The sequence below is a fragment of the Mesorhizobium sp. NZP2234 genome (assembly GCF_013170765.1).
GTDB lineage: Bacteria > Pseudomonadota > Alphaproteobacteria > Rhizobiales > Rhizobiaceae > Mesorhizobium > Mesorhizobium loti_D.
On record NZ_CP033364.1, the window covers coordinates 4,331,780 to 4,343,908 of the forward strand.

A 12,129-nucleotide genomic window follows, 5' to 3' on the forward strand; every position below is an offset into this window, starting at 1 on the left:
TCGGATCGGGCGGCCCACGCCGCCGATCCTTGGAATTCATGCTCAATATTGATCTTCGTAACGCTTGGCGAGGTCTTCGATGTTCTCCGGCGGCCAGTCCGGCACTTCCATGCCGAGGTGCAGGCCCATCGCCGCCAGGACTTCCTTGATCTCGTTCAGCGACTTGCGGCCGAAGTTCGGGGTGCGCAGCATCTCGGCTTCGGTCTTCTGGATGAGATCGCCGATGTAGACGATGTTGTCGTTCTTCAGGCAGTTGGCCGAACGCACCGAAAGCTCGAGTTCGTCGACCTTCTTGAGCAGCGCCGGGTTGAAGGCGAGCTCGGTGACGGCTTCCGCCGCGACTTCCTTCTGCGGCTCGTCGAAGTTGACGAACAGGCCAAGCTGGTCCTGCAGGATGCGGGCGGCGAATGCCACCGCGTCCTCGCCCGAGATCGAACCGTCAGTCTCGATGGTCATGGTCAGCTTGTCGTAGTCGAGAACCTGGCCCTCGCGGGTGTTCTCGACCTTGTACGAAACCTTCTTGACCGGCGAATAGAGGCTGTCGACTGGGATCAGGCCGATCGGCGCGTCCTCGGCGCGGTTGCGCTCGGCCGGCACGTAGCCCTTGCCAGTGTCGACGGTGAATTCCATGCGGATTTCAGCGCCTTCGTCCAGCGTGCAGATGACGTGGTCGGGATTGAGGATCTCGACATCGCCGACCGTCTGGATGTCGCCGGCGAGAACCGCACCCGGGCCCTGCTTGCGAACGACCATGCGCTTGGGGCCGTCGCCTTCCATGCGGATGGCGATTTCCTTGATGTTCAAGACGATGTCGGTCACGTCCTCGCGCACACCGGCGATGGACGAGAATTCATGCAGAACGCCGTCGATCTGCACGGCGGTAACGGCCGCTCCTCGCAGCGAAGACAGAAGCACGCGGCGCAGCGCGTTGCCGAGAGTGAGGCCGAAGCCACGCTCGAGCGGTTCGGCGACCAGCGTGGTCAGCGTCTTCTTCTTCGACGAGAACTCGATCTTGTTCGGCTTGATCAGTTCCTGCCAATTTTTCTGGATCATGATGCTTTCCTTCCGTTGACCCGCCACCATCCAATCGTGGCGGGCGACCTGGAATGCCGCGGAGGAGCGCCCCGAGGGCGCTCACGCGACGTTCGATAAATTGCTTAGACGCGGCGCTTCTTGCGCGGGCGGCAGCCATTGTGCGGAATCGGCGTCACGTCACGGATGGAAGTGATGGTGAAGCCGGCCGCCTGCAGGGCGCGCAGTGCCGATTCACGACCGGAGCCAGGTCCGCAGACCTCGACCTCGAGCATGCGCATGCCGTGTTCCTGGGCCTTCTTGGCAACGTCCTCGGCAGCCATCTGGGCAGCGAACGGGGTCGACTTGCGCGAACCCTTGAAGCCCTGGGCACCGGCCGACGACCAGGCAATCGAGTTGCCCTGCGCGTCGGTGATGGTGATCATCGTGTTGTTGAAGGTCGAATTGACGTGGGCAACGCCCGACGAGATATTCTTGCGTTCGCGACGGCGAACACGAGCGGCTTCCTTGGCCATGATAGTCCTTTCAGTTGATCTCTACACCGCCGTAATGCCAGCGGCTCCACCTGGAAAGTGAGTAGCAAATTAGTGAGTAGTGACGAGATGCAGCCGTTGACGCTGCTTCTCACTACCCACTACCGGCTACTCACTCCAAATTACTTCTTCTTGCCGGCGATCGACTTGGCCGGGCCCTTGCGGGTACGCGCATTGGTGTGCGTGCGCTGGCCGCGAACCGGCAGCGAGCGGCGGTGACGCAGGCCGCGGTAGCAGCCGAGGTCCATGAGCCGCTTGATGTTCATCGACACTTCGCGGCGCAGGTCGCCCTCGACCTGATAGTCGCGGTCGATAGTCTCGCGGATCTGCAGCACTTCCGCGTCGGTCAGCTGGTTGACGCGGCGCTCGGCCGGGATGCCGACCTTGTCGACGATCTCCTGGGCGAACTTCTTACCAATGCCGTGAATGTACTGTAGCGCGATGACGACGCGCTTGTTGGTCGGAATGTTGACGCCGGCTATACGAGCCATGTTCTTCTCTTCTCCATCTGGGCCGGCCAACCTTCAAAACAAGGAAGACCCGGCGCTGTAAAAGTTGCCCCGCGTCCGGTGGAGGCCGGCCCTTGCGGGAGTTTCCAGTTCAAAGCGACTGCCTTGCCCTTGCGGACAAGCAAAGTTCGCACCTGATAGGAAGACGGGCCGCCATACCGCAGCGGACCGCCCCCGTCAAGCTTAATCTTTAAATTCCCTTACCGCGCCTTGGTGGCCGCCGCCAGCACAGCTTCGATCTCGGCGGTCACCGCATCGATACTGGCCATCCCGTCAACGGTCTTCAGCTTGCCTTTGGCGTAATAATAGCCGGTCAGCGGAGCGGTCTTCTTGTAGTACTCGCGCAGACGCTCCTCGAACACCGCCGGGTTGTCATCCTTGCGCACCGGCTGGCCGGCCGCCTTGGCATCCTCGGCACGCTTGACGATGCGGCCGACCAGGGCCCGGTCGTCGACGACCAGCTCGATGACTGTGTCGAGGCTGATGCCACGTTCGGAAAGCATCGATTCAACCGCATCGGCCTGCACCAGCGTGCGCGGATAGCCATCGAGGATGAACCCCTTGGCGCAATCGGCCTGATCGATCCGCTCGGCGACGATCGCGTTGACGATGGCGTCGGACACCAGTTCACCGGCATCCATCACTGCCTTGGCACGCTTGCCGACTTCGGTACCGGCCTGAACGGCGGCACGCAGCATATCGCCCGTCGAGAGCTGGGGTATGCCGTGTTTTTCTACCAGTCTTTGTGCTTGTGTCCCCTTGCCCGCTCCTGGCGGCCCAAGCAAAATCAACCTCATCTGGCTTTCTTCCCCCCGCGCAGCTTCGACTTCTTGATCAGGCCTTCATACTGATGCGCGATCAGGTGACCCTGAATCTGCGCGACCGTATCGAGCGTGACACTGACCACGATCAGAAGCGATGTGCCACCAAGGTAGAATGGTACGCCAGTCGCCGAGATCAGGAACTCCGGCAGCAGGCACACCAGCACCAGGTAGATGGCGCCGACGACGGTGATGCGGGTGAGAACGTAATCGATATAATCGGCGGTGCGCTCGCCCGGACGATAGCCCGGGATGAAGCCCGAATGCTTCTTGAGCTGGTCGGCGGTGTCCTTCGGATTGAAGACAATCGCTGTGTAGAAGAAGGCGAAGAAAACGATCATCGCCGCGTAAAACAGCATGTAGAGTGGCTGGCCGTGGCCAAGCGAAGCCAGGATGGTGCTTGCCCAGGCCGGCATGTTGGTCGTCTGCGAGAAGCCGGCGATGGTGGCAGGCAGCAAGAGCAGCGACGAAGCGAAGATCGGCGGAATGACGCCCGACGTGTTGAGCTTCAGCGGCAAATGCGAGGTGTCCCCCTGGAACATGCGGTTGCCGACCTGCCGCTTCGGATACTGGATCAGCAGGCGGCGCTGGGCGCGCTCGAAGAACACGATGAGCGCGATGACCACGATGGCCAGAACGATGATGGCCAGGATCAGACCGGTCGACAGGGCGCCGGTGCGGCCGAGTTCCAGCGTGCCGGAGATGGCATGCGGCAGGCCCGCGACGATGCCGGAGAAGATGATCAGCGAAATACCGTTGCCGATGCCGCGCGCGGTGATCTGCTCGCCGAGCCACATCAGGAACATGGTGCCGCCGACCAGCGTGACGACGGTCGAGATGCGGAAGAACATGCCGGGATCGCTGACGATGCCGTTACCGCCTTCCAGGCCCACCGAAATGCCATAGGCCTGCACAAGTGCTAGCAGCACCGTGCCGTAGCGCGTGTACTGGTTGATGACCTTGCGGCCCTGTTCGCCTTCCTTCTTCAGCGCTTCCAGCGACGGGATGACCGAGGTCATCAGCTGCATGATGATGGAGGCGGAGATGTAGGGCATGATGCCGAGCGCGAAGATCGCCATGCGCTGCACGGCGCCGCCCGCGAACATGTTGAACATGCCGAGGACGCCCTTGCTTTGCGAGGAGAAGGCCTGGGCGAAGGCGTCGGGGTTGATGCCGGGAAGCGGGATGTAGGTGCCGAGTCGGTAGACGAGCAACGCGCCGATGGTGAACCATATGCGTTTCTTCAGGTCCTCCGCCTTGGCGAAGGCCGAGAAATTCAGATTCGAGGCTAGTTGTTCAGCAGCCGAAGCCATGCCTGATTCTCCGCTTGGTAACGCTTGATGGCCCGTGAGGTCAGGCGGTGCGTTTCACCGAAGCTCACGAGATAAGCTCCGGGCTGTAAACATGCAAGCGGCCGCGTTGACGCGGCCGCCCAATTGATCAGGTCAAAGCGCAATCGTGAGCAAAAACAGGATCCCACTCTTGCCGGTCGCGCTTCAAATCGCCGTTACTCGGCAGCTGCCTTTTCCGGCAACTTGACCGAGCCGCCGGCCTTCTCGATCTTCTCGATCGCGGCCTTGGAGGCGCCGGCCACGTCGAAGGCGAGCTTTGCCTTGAGCTCGCCGTCGGACAGCACGCGTACGCCATCCTTGACGCGGCGGATGACGCCGGCGGCGACAAGCGCCTCGGCCGTCACGGTTGCCTTGGCGTCAAGCTTCTTGGCGTCGACGGCTTGCTGGATACGAGCCAGCGAGACGACAACGAAGCTCTTGGCGAAGAGGTTGTTGAAGCCGCGCTTCGGCAGCCGCCTGTAGAGCGGCATCTGGCCGCCCTCGAAGCCGTTGATGGCGACGCCGGAGCGTGCCTTCTGGCCCTTGACGCCGCGACCGGCGGTCTTGCCCGAGCCGGAACCGATGCCGCGGCCGAGACGCTTCTTGGAGTGCGTCGCGCCGTCCTTGTCACGCAGATCGTTGAGTTTCATCTGGGTTCTCCTGCGCTTTGGCTCAGCCCTCGTCCACGACGCGGACGAGATGCTGAACGGCGGCGATCATGCCGCGCACGGAAGGCGTATCTTCCAGCGTGCGCTGCTTGTGCATCTTGTTGAGGCCGAGGCCGACCAGCGTCGCGCGCTGTTCCTTCGGACGGCGGATCGGCGAACCGATCTGCTCAACGGTGATGGTCTTGGTTGCTTTCTTGGCCATGGTCAAAATCCCTGGTCAGTCGACTATTCTTCAGCCGCAACGGCGGTGCCGCGGCGGGCCTGAAGGGTCGAATACTTGATGCCGCGAGCGGCAGCGACATCCTTGGGATGCATCTGGCTCTTCAGCGCGTCGAAGGTGGCGCGGACCATGTTGTAGGGGTTCGACGACCCCATCGACTTGGCGACCACGTCATGCATGCCGAGCGTCTCGAAGACGGCGCGCATCGGGCCGCCGGCGATGATGCCGGTACCCTGCTTGGCGGCACGCAGCAGAACGCGTCCGGCGCCCCAGCGTCCCTCGACGTCGTGATGCAGCGTGCGGCCCGAGCGCAGCGGCACGAAGATCATGTCGCGCTTCGCGGACTCGGTTGCCTTGCGGATCGCTTCCGGCACTTCGCGCGCCTTGCCGTGACCAAAGCCGACACGGCCCTTCTGGTCGCCGACGACGACGAGTGCGGCGAAGCCGAAGCGACGGCCACCCTTGACGACCTTGGCGACGCGATTGATGTGGACCAGCTTGTCCACCATGCCGTCGTCGCGCTCTTCACGCTCGCGGCCGCGGCCGCCTTCCCTACGTTCCTGTGCCATATCCTGTTCCTTGTTCTTTTCCGGAAGCACGGGTTGATGATTGTCGACGCCACTTTGGGTCGCCGACGGTGAAAGAATCAGAAGCTGAGACCGCCCTCGCGAGCAGCTTCAGCCAAGGCCTTGACACGGCCGTGATAGATGTACGGGCCGCGGTCGAAGACGACTTCCTTGACGCCGGCCTTGGTCGCGCGCTCGGCGATCAGCTTGCCGATCGCGGCGGCGGCAGCGGTGTCGGCACCGGTCTTGAGCGAACCCTTGAGGTCCTTCTCCAGCGTCGAGGCAGCGGCGATAGTGTGGCCCTTGGCATCGTCGATCACCTGCACATAGATGTTCTTCGAGGTGCGGTGGACCGACAGACGCGGACGCTCGCCGGCGACCTTCCTGATCTGACGACGGACGCGCTGCGCACGACGCTGCGTGGATTCCTTGGTACCCATTGTGGTCTTCCTTGCCTTCAAAAAACGGGGGCCGCCATGTGCGGTAGGCGAAAGCGCCTCCCGCGACCGCTCCCCGCGGCGTTACACTTCCTTGGCTTGGCCCTTTTCGAAAAGTCCGAGACTTTTCGGGGCCAGGCCCACTACTTCTTCTTGCCTTCCTTGCGGACGATCTTCTCGCCAGCGTAGCGGACACCCTTGCCCTTGTAGGGCTCGGGACCGCGGTATTCGCGGATCTCGGCAGCCACCTGACCAACCTGCTGCTTGTCGATGCCGGCCACGGTGATCTCGGTCGGCTTCGGCACGGTGATGGTGATGCCGGCCGGCGTCTCGTAGACGACGTCATGGCTGAAGCCAAGTGCCAGCTGCAGGTTTTTGCCCTGAAGTGCGGCGCGGTAGCCGACGCCGGTGATCTCGAGCTTCTTCTCGAAGCCGTCCTTCACGCCCTGCAGGATGTTGACGATCTGCGTGCGCGACATGCCCCACTTGGAGCGGGCGGTCTTGGTCTGGTCGCGCGGCTGAACAGCGATCTCGCTGCCTTCCATCTTGACCAGGACTTCGTCGTTCACCACGAACTTCAGCTCGCCCTTGGGGCCCTTCGCCGTAACGGTCTGGCCGTTGACGGTCGCGGTCACGCCCTGCGGCAGCGAAACGGGTTTCTTTCCAATACGAGACATTTTGTTGTCCTCGTCACTTCTCTTGTTTCAGGTCTCTGTCTTCGGAACGATCCGAAGACCGGATTCCACTTTGCGCTCAGCTGCCGGATCAGAAGATCTGGCAGAGAATCTCGCCGCCGACGTTCTGTTCGCGTGCTTCGTGATCGGCCATCACGCCCTTCGGTGTCGAAAGGATGGCGATGCCGAGGCCGTTGGCGACGTGCGGGATCGACTTGGCCGAGACGTAAACGCGGCGGCCCGGCTTCGAGACGCGGGCGATTTCGCGCACGACCGGCGCGCCGTCGAAATACTTCAGCTCGATTTCGATTTCGGACTTGCCGTTGTCGAAGTCGGTCTGGCTGTAGTCGCGGATATAGCCTTCAGCCTTCAGCACGTCGAGGACGCGGGTGCGCAGACGCGAGGCCGGCGTCGAGACACTCGACTTCTTGCGGCCGTAGGCGTTGCGGATGCGGGTCAGCATATCGCCGAGAGGATCGCTCAATGACATGTTATGTCCTCCTTACCAGCTCGACTTGACCAGGCCCGGGATCTGGCCGTTGTTGCCGAGATCACGAAGCGCGATGCGCGATACTTTGAGCTTGCGATAGTAGGCACGCGGACGGCCGGTGACTTCGCAGCGGTTGCGGATGCGGATCTTGGCCGAGTTGCGCGGCATGGCAGCAAGCTTGAGCTGAGCGCGGAAGCGCTCTTCCATCGGCTTGGACTGATCCATGATGATCGCCTTCAGGCCAGCGCGCTTGGGACCGTACTGGTCGGCAAGCTTGCGGCGCCTGTTGTTCTTCTCGACTGAGCTGGTCTTTGCCATTTCAGATTTTTCCTTTTCTCGCTGCCGTTACTGGCGGAAGGGGAAGTTGAAGGCCTTGAGCAATGCCCTGGCTTCGTCGTCCGTCTTCGCAGTCGTACAAACGATGACGTCCATGCCCCAGATCTGATCAACCTTGTCGTAGTTGATCTCCGGGAATACGATGTGCTCCTTGATGCCCATGGCGTAGTTGCCACGGCCATCGAAGCTCTTGGGGTTCAGTCCGCGGAAGTCGCGGACGCGCGGCAGCGCGATGTTCACGAGGCGGTCGAGGAACTCGTACATACGTTCCTTGCGCAGCGTGACCTTGGCGCCGATCGGCATGTTCTCGCGGACCTTGAAGCCAGCGATCGAATTGCGGGCGCGGGTGACGACGGCCTTCTGGCCGGCGATCAGCGCCAGGTCTTCGGCCGCAACCGACGGCTTCTTGGAATCGGCGGTCGCTTCGCCAACACCCATGTTCAGCACGATCTTGTCGAGGCGCGGAACCTGCATGTCGTTGTCGTAGCCGAACTGCTCCTGCAGCGCCTTGCGGATGGTCTCGTTGTAGACCTGCTTGAGGCGCGGCGTGTTGGTCGCGGTCGCCTGCTTGGTTTGAGCCTTAGCCATTGATGACTTCTCCCGAGCGCTTGGCGACGCGCACCTTCTTGCCGTCCTTCTGGAAGATGAAACCGACGCGGGTCGGCTTGCCATCCTTGGGGTCGGCCAGCGCGATGTTCGACAGCTGGATCGGCGCTTCCTTGGTGATGATCCCGCCCTCCTGGGACTGGGACTGCTTCTGGTGACGACGGATCATGTTGACGCCGCGCACCAGCGCGGTGTCATCCTTCGGCTGAACCGAGAGGACTTCGCCCGAACGGCCCTTGTCCTTGCCGGCCAGCACGACGACCTTGTCGCCTTTTCTAATCTTTTGCATTGGTCCGGCTCCTTACAGCACTTCAGGCGCGAGCGAGATGATCTTCATGTGGTTCTTGGCGCGGAGTTCGCGCGGAACCGGTCCGAAGATACGCGTGCCGATCGGCTCTTTCTTGTTGTCGACGAGAACGGCCGCGTTCTTGTCGAAACGGATCACGCTGCCGTCCGGACGGCGGATGTCCTTGGCCGTGCGAACCACGACCGCCTTCATCACATCGCCCTTCTTAACGCGGCCGCGCGGAATGGCTTCCTTGATGGACACCACGATGATGTCGCCCACGGAAGCGTATTTCCGCTTCGAGCCGCCCAGCACCTTGATGCACATGACACGACGCGCGCCGGAATTATCCGCCACGTCGAGGTTTGTTTGCATCTGAATCATGACTGGCCGCCTTCTTCTTTTCTAACGGGACGGGTTTTTCACCCCTCCCCGGTCTGTCCAAAATTCGTTTGTTTACGCCTGGTCCGAAGACACAACGATCCAGCGCTTATCCTTGGAAATCGGCTTCGATTCCTGGATGAACACCTGATCGCCAACCTTGTGGGCGTTGTTCTCGTCGTGCGCCTTGTACTTCTTGGTCATGCGCACGGTCTTCTTCATCACGGGATGCGTGAAGCGCCGTTCGACCTTGACGACAACCGTCTTCTCGTTCTTGTCGCTGACGACGGTGCCCTGCAGAATGCGCTTTGGCATGGTTTTCGTCCTTAAGCCTTCTTGGCCGCGGACTTTTCCGCAGCGATGGTCTTGATACGCGCAATGTCCTTGCGGACCTGCCTCACGCGCGCGGTCTTCTCGAGCTGGCCGGTGGCCTTCTGGAAGCGCAGGTTGAACTGCTCCTTCTTCAGGCTGGCCAAATCGTCGGTCAGCTGGTCCTGGGTCTTGGTCCGGATGTCTTCGGCTTTCATGATCAGCCCGTCCTTATTCTGCGATGCGCTGTACGAAGCGCGTCCTGACCGAGAGCTTGGCCGCGCCGAGACGCAGCGCCTCACGGGCGGTTTCTTCACTGACGCCGTCGATCTCGAACATGATGCGGCCCGGCTTGACGCGCGCCGCCCAGTAGTCGACGGCGCCCTTGCCCTTGCCCATGCGGACTTCGGTCGGCTTCGACGTGACCGGCAGATCCGGGAAAATACGGATCCAGACGCGGCCAGCGCGCTTCATTTCACGAGTGATCGCGCGGCGGGCCGCCTCGATCTCACGCGCGGTGACGCGGTTCGGCTCAAGCGCCTTCAGTCCGAAACCACCGAAATCCAGGTTGGTGCCGCCCTTTGCGGTACCATGGATACGGCCCTTGAACTGCTTGCGGAACTTTGTGCGCTTTGGCTGCAGCATCGTTCTAACTCCAAATTCCTAAATGTCTCAGGCGTTTTCGCGACGACGACCGCGTTCGCGATCACCACCACCGCCATGCGCGGCATCACCCTCGGTCGCGCGACGTTCCGAAGCCATCGGATCGTGCTCGAGGATCTCGCCCTTGAATACCCAGACCTTGACGCCGCAGATACCGTAGGCCGTATTCGCCTCGGCCGTGCCGTAGTCGACATCGGCGCGCAGCGTGTGCAGCGGCACGCGGCCTTCGCGGTACCACTCCATGCGCGCGATTTCGGCGCCGCCGAGACGGCCGGAGCAGTTGATGCGGATGCCTTCGGCACCGAGGCGCATCGCCGACTGCACCGCGCGCTTCATGGCGCGGCGGAACGCGATACGGCGCTCGAGCTGCTGGGCGATCGACTGGGCGACCAGGGTCGCGTCGATTTCCGGCTTGCGCACTTCGACGATGTTGAGGTGCGTCTCGGACTTCGTCATCTCCATCAGCTTCTTGCGAAGCTTCTCGATGTCGGCGCCCTTCTTGCCGATGATCAGGCCCGGGCGCGCGGCATGGATGGTGACGCGGCACTTCTTGTGCGGACGCTCGATCACGACCTTGGAGATCGCGGCCTGCTTGAGTTCCTTCTCAAGATACTTGCGGATCTTGATGTCCTCATGCAGCAGCTTGCCGTACTCGCCGGTGTTCGCGAACCAGCGCGAATCCCAGGTGCGGTTGATGCCGAGGCGAAGACCGATCGGATTGACTTTCTGGCCCATTATGCGGCCTCCCCTTTTTCTTCGACTTCACGAACGACGATCGTGAGGTGCGAGAACGGCTTCTCGATACGGCTGGCGCGACCACGGCCACGAGCGTGGAACCGCTTCATGACAATCGACTTGCCGACATAGGCTTCCGCCACCACCAGCGCATCGACATCGAGGTCGTGGTTGTTTTCCGCGTTGGCGATCGCCGATTCCAGCGTCTTCTTGACCGTGCCGGAAATCCGCTTGGCCGAGAATTCGAGGTCGGAAAGCGCTGTCGCGACCTTCTTGCCGCGGATCAGCGCGGCAACGAGGTTCAGCTTCTGCGGGCTGATACGGATCGTGCGCAACACGGCGCGCGCTTCGTTATCAGCAAGCCTGCGCGGAGCTTTGGCCTTGCCCATGATTATTTCCTCTTCGCCTTCTTATCCGCGCCGTGACCGTAATAGGTCCGCGTCGGAGCGAATTCACCGAACTTATGACCGACCATGTCCTCGTTCACCGAAACGGGAACATGCTTCTGGCCGTTGTAGACACCGAAGGTGAAGCCGACGAACTGCGGCAGGATGGTGGAGCGACGGCTCCACATCTTGATCACCTCATTGCGACCACCTTCACGAACCTTGTCCACCTTCTTGAGAAGGTAGCCGTCGATGAAGGGGCCTTTCCAAATAGAACGAGTCACTTGGCGTTACCTCTTCTTAGCTCTTGCGCTGATGGCGCGAGCGCAGGATGAACTTGTCGGTCGCCTTGTTGGACCGCGTCTTCTTGCCCTTGGTCGGCTTGCCCCACGGGCTGACCGGATGACGGCCACCGGAGGTGCGGCCCTCACCACCGCCGTGCGGATGGTCGACCGGGTTCATGGTCACGCCGCGATTGTGCGGGCGCTTGCCGCGCCAGACCGTGCGGCCGGCCTTGCCGTCGTTGATGTTGCCGTGGTCGGGGTTCGACACGGCACCGACGGTGGCCATGCAGGAGCCGTGAACGACACGCTGCTCGCCCGAGTTGAGGCGCAGGATCGCCATGCCCTGGTCGCGGCCCACGAGCTGGGCGTAACCGCCGGCCGAACGGGCAACCTGGCCGCCCTTGCCCGGCTTCAGCTCGATGTTGTGGACGATGGTGCCGACCGGCATCGATGCCAGCGGCATCGCATTGCCCGGCTTCACGTCGACCGCTTCGCCAGCCACGATCTTGTCGCCGGCGGCAAGGCGCTGCGGGGCGATGATGTAGGACAGCTCGCCATCGTCGTACTTGATCAGCGCGATGAAGGCGGTGCGGTTCGGATCGTATTCAATGCGCTCGACCGTGCCGACGACGTCGAACTTGCGGCGCTTGAAGTCGATGATGCGGTACGAACGCTTGTGACCGCCGCCGATGAAGCGGGCGGTGATGCGGCCGTAATTGTTGCGGCCGCCCGACTTGGTCAGGCCCTCGGTCAGGCCCTTGACGGGCTTGCCCTTGTAGAGGCCCGAGCGGTCGACGATGACCAGCTGGCGGGTGCTCGGCGTTACCGGGTTGAATTTTTTCAGTGCCATTGTTCTGTCCTC

General features: G+C 62.0%; 22 protein-coding genes. All 22 read right to left on the bottom strand.

Features of this window, described 5'->3' with window-relative positions:
• Positions 1-42: 42 nt before the first annotated feature.
• Positions 43-1,053: a DNA-directed RNA polymerase subunit alpha gene (locus tag EB230_RS21290; RefSeq protein WP_006205443.1), complete on the bottom strand. Its 1,011-nt coding sequence runs from the start codon at positions 1,051-1,053 to the stop codon at positions 43-45.
• A 104-nt stretch (positions 1,054-1,157) separates the two neighbouring features.
• A complete protein-coding gene (gene rpsK, locus EB230_RS21295; protein WP_006205444.1) occupies positions 1,158-1,547 on the bottom strand; it encodes a 30S ribosomal protein S11 in 390 nt (129 codons plus the stop codon).
• Positions 1,548-1,687: 140 nt separating this feature from the next.
• On the bottom strand, positions 1,688-2,056 hold the full coding sequence (gene rpsM / locus EB230_RS21300) for a 30S ribosomal protein S13 (RefSeq protein WP_006205445.1): 369 nt from the start codon (positions 2,054-2,056) through the stop codon (positions 1,688-1,690).
• Between the two features lie 218 nt (positions 2,057-2,274).
• Entirely contained in the window at positions 2,275-2,871 is a 597-nt protein-coding gene (locus EB230_RS21305) for an adenylate kinase (RefSeq protein ID WP_056568048.1), read from the bottom strand.
• Positions 2,868-4,208 (bottom strand): preprotein translocase subunit SecY, encoded by a 1,341-nt coding sequence (gene secY / locus EB230_RS21310; protein ID WP_056568050.1) that lies wholly within the window; start codon positions 4,206-4,208, stop codon positions 2,868-2,870. Before secY ends, EB230_RS21305 begins: the two co-directional genes overlap by 4 nt.
• 194 nt (positions 4,209-4,402) lie before the next feature.
• Positions 4,403-4,876 (bottom strand): 50S ribosomal protein L15, encoded by a 474-nt coding sequence (rplO, locus tag EB230_RS21315; RefSeq protein WP_056568053.1) that lies wholly within the window; start codon positions 4,874-4,876, stop codon positions 4,403-4,405.
• Between the two features lie 22 nt (positions 4,877-4,898).
• Positions 4,899-5,096, bottom strand: coding sequence for a 50S ribosomal protein L30 (gene rpmD / locus EB230_RS21320; RefSeq protein WP_006205449.1), 198 nt, complete (start codon positions 5,094-5,096; stop codon positions 4,899-4,901).
• A 23-nt stretch (positions 5,097-5,119) separates the two neighbouring features.
• Entirely contained in the window at positions 5,120-5,683 is a 564-nt protein-coding gene (rpsE, locus tag EB230_RS21325) for a 30S ribosomal protein S5 (RefSeq protein ID WP_032933400.1), read from the bottom strand.
• A gap of 77 nt (positions 5,684-5,760) precedes the next feature.
• Positions 5,761-6,120, bottom strand: coding sequence for a 50S ribosomal protein L18 (gene rplR / locus EB230_RS21330; protein ID WP_010909284.1), 360 nt, complete (start codon positions 6,118-6,120; stop codon positions 5,761-5,763).
• A 140-nt stretch (positions 6,121-6,260) separates the two neighbouring features.
• Entirely contained in the window at positions 6,261-6,794 is a 534-nt protein-coding gene (rplF, locus tag EB230_RS21335) for a 50S ribosomal protein L6 (protein WP_013895694.1), read from the bottom strand.
• 88 nt (positions 6,795-6,882) lie between these two features.
• Positions 6,883-7,281, bottom strand: a complete 399-nt coding sequence (gene rpsH, locus EB230_RS21340) for a 30S ribosomal protein S8 (RefSeq protein WP_006205453.1) — start codon at positions 7,279-7,281, stop codon at positions 6,883-6,885.
• Between the two features lie 12 nt (positions 7,282-7,293).
• Complete coding sequence (gene rpsN / locus EB230_RS21345; RefSeq protein ID WP_056568056.1) at positions 7,294-7,599, bottom strand: 30S ribosomal protein S14; 306 nt, start codon at positions 7,597-7,599, stop codon at positions 7,294-7,296.
• A 27-nt stretch (positions 7,600-7,626) separates the two neighbouring features.
• On the bottom strand, positions 7,627-8,205 hold the full coding sequence (gene rplE, locus EB230_RS21350) for a 50S ribosomal protein L5 (RefSeq protein WP_056568059.1): 579 nt from the start codon (positions 8,203-8,205) through the stop codon (positions 7,627-7,629).
• Entirely contained in the window at positions 8,198-8,512 is a 315-nt protein-coding gene (rplX, locus tag EB230_RS21355) for a 50S ribosomal protein L24 (RefSeq protein WP_006205456.1), read from the bottom strand. The genes rplE and rplX overlap by 8 nt, the downstream gene beginning before the upstream one ends.
• A gap of 12 nt (positions 8,513-8,524) precedes the next feature.
• Positions 8,525-8,893 (bottom strand): 50S ribosomal protein L14, encoded by a 369-nt coding sequence (gene rplN / locus EB230_RS21360; RefSeq protein ID WP_006205457.1) that lies wholly within the window; start codon positions 8,891-8,893, stop codon positions 8,525-8,527.
• A gap of 72 nt (positions 8,894-8,965) precedes the next feature.
• Positions 8,966-9,205, bottom strand: coding sequence for a 30S ribosomal protein S17 (gene rpsQ / locus EB230_RS21365; RefSeq protein WP_010909280.1), 240 nt, complete (start codon positions 9,203-9,205; stop codon positions 8,966-8,968).
• An 11-nt stretch (positions 9,206-9,216) separates the two neighbouring features.
• Complete coding sequence (rpmC, locus tag EB230_RS21370) at positions 9,217-9,417, bottom strand: 50S ribosomal protein L29 (protein WP_006205459.1); 201 nt, start codon at positions 9,415-9,417, stop codon at positions 9,217-9,219.
• A 13-nt stretch (positions 9,418-9,430) separates the two neighbouring features.
• Complete coding sequence (gene rplP, locus EB230_RS21375; protein WP_010909279.1) at positions 9,431-9,844, bottom strand: 50S ribosomal protein L16; 414 nt, start codon at positions 9,842-9,844, stop codon at positions 9,431-9,433.
• A 27-nt stretch (positions 9,845-9,871) separates the two neighbouring features.
• Complete coding sequence (rpsC, locus tag EB230_RS21380; protein ID WP_010909278.1) at positions 9,872-10,597, bottom strand: 30S ribosomal protein S3; 726 nt, start codon at positions 10,595-10,597, stop codon at positions 9,872-9,874.
• Positions 10,597-10,986 (bottom strand): 50S ribosomal protein L22, encoded by a 390-nt coding sequence (gene rplV, locus EB230_RS21385; RefSeq protein ID WP_010909277.1) that lies wholly within the window; start codon positions 10,984-10,986, stop codon positions 10,597-10,599. Before rplV ends, rpsC begins: the two co-directional genes overlap by 1 nt.
• A 2-nt stretch (positions 10,987-10,988) precedes the next feature.
• Positions 10,989-11,267 (bottom strand): 30S ribosomal protein S19, encoded by a 279-nt coding sequence (gene rpsS / locus EB230_RS21390; RefSeq protein ID WP_006205463.1) that lies wholly within the window; start codon positions 11,265-11,267, stop codon positions 10,989-10,991.
• A 16-nt stretch (positions 11,268-11,283) separates the two neighbouring features.
• Positions 11,284-12,117: a 50S ribosomal protein L2 gene (gene rplB, locus EB230_RS21395; protein WP_010909276.1), complete on the bottom strand. Its 834-nt coding sequence runs from the start codon at positions 12,115-12,117 to the stop codon at positions 11,284-11,286.
• Positions 12,118-12,129 lie beyond the last annotated feature (12 nt).

Excerpts from the sequence above, each read along its gene's own strand:
- EB230_RS21290 (WP_006205443.1), bottom strand. The coding sequence starts at position 1,053 with ATGATCCAGAAAAATTGGCAGGAACTGATCAAGCCGAACAAGATCGAG.
- rpsK (WP_006205444.1), bottom strand. The coding sequence starts at position 1,547 with ATGGCCAAGGAAGCCGCTCGTGTTCGCCGTCGCGAACGCAAGAATATC.
- rpsM (WP_006205445.1), bottom strand. The coding sequence starts at position 2,056 with ATGGCTCGTATAGCCGGCGTCAACATTCCGACCAACAAGCGCGTCGTC.
- EB230_RS21305 (WP_056568048.1), bottom strand. The coding sequence starts at position 2,871 with ATGAGGTTGATTTTGCTTGGGCCGCCAGGAGCGGGCAAGGGGACACAA.
- secY (WP_056568050.1), bottom strand. The coding sequence starts at position 4,208 with ATGGCTTCGGCTGCTGAACAACTAGCCTCGAATCTGAATTTCTCGGCC.
- rplO (WP_056568053.1), bottom strand. The coding sequence starts at position 4,876 with ATGAAACTCAACGATCTGCGTGACAAGGACGGCGCGACGCACTCCAAG.
- rpmD (WP_006205449.1), bottom strand. The coding sequence starts at position 5,096 with ATGGCCAAGAAAGCAACCAAGACCATCACCGTTGAGCAGATCGGTTCG.
- rpsE (WP_032933400.1), bottom strand. The coding sequence starts at position 5,683 with ATGGCACAGGAACGTAGGGAAGGCGGCCGCGGCCGCGAGCGTGAAGAG.
- rplR (WP_010909284.1), bottom strand. The coding sequence starts at position 6,120 with ATGGGTACCAAGGAATCCACGCAGCGTCGTGCGCAGCGCGTCCGTCGT.
- rplF (WP_013895694.1), bottom strand. The coding sequence starts at position 6,794 with ATGTCTCGTATTGGAAAGAAACCCGTTTCGCTGCCGCAGGGCGTGACC.
- rpsH (WP_006205453.1), bottom strand. The coding sequence starts at position 7,281 with ATGTCATTGAGCGATCCTCTCGGCGATATGCTGACCCGCATCCGCAAC.
- rpsN (WP_056568056.1), bottom strand. The coding sequence starts at position 7,599 with ATGGCAAAGACCAGCTCAGTCGAGAAGAACAACAGGCGCCGCAAGCTT.
- rplE (WP_056568059.1), bottom strand. The coding sequence starts at position 8,205 with ATGGCTAAGGCTCAAACCAAGCAGGCGACCGCGACCAACACGCCGCGC.
- rplX (WP_006205456.1), bottom strand. The coding sequence starts at position 8,512 with ATGCAAAAGATTAGAAAAGGCGACAAGGTCGTCGTGCTGGCCGGCAAG.
- rplN (WP_006205457.1), bottom strand. The coding sequence starts at position 8,893 with ATGATTCAGATGCAAACAAACCTCGACGTGGCGGATAATTCCGGCGCG.
- rpsQ (WP_010909280.1), bottom strand. The coding sequence starts at position 9,205 with ATGCCAAAGCGCATTCTGCAGGGCACCGTCGTCAGCGACAAGAACGAG.
- rpmC (WP_006205459.1), bottom strand. The coding sequence starts at position 9,417 with ATGAAAGCCGAAGACATCCGGACCAAGACCCAGGACCAGCTGACCGAC.
- rplP (WP_010909279.1), bottom strand. The coding sequence starts at position 9,844 with ATGCTGCAGCCAAAGCGCACAAAGTTCCGCAAGCAGTTCAAGGGCCGT.
- rpsC (WP_010909278.1), bottom strand. The coding sequence starts at position 10,597 with ATGGGCCAGAAAGTCAATCCGATCGGTCTTCGCCTCGGCATCAACCGC.
- rplV (WP_010909277.1), bottom strand. The coding sequence starts at position 10,986 with ATGGGCAAGGCCAAAGCTCCGCGCAGGCTTGCTGATAACGAAGCGCGC.
- rplB (WP_010909276.1), bottom strand. The coding sequence starts at position 12,117 with ATGGCACTGAAAAAATTCAACCCGGTAACGCCGAGCACCCGCCAGCTG.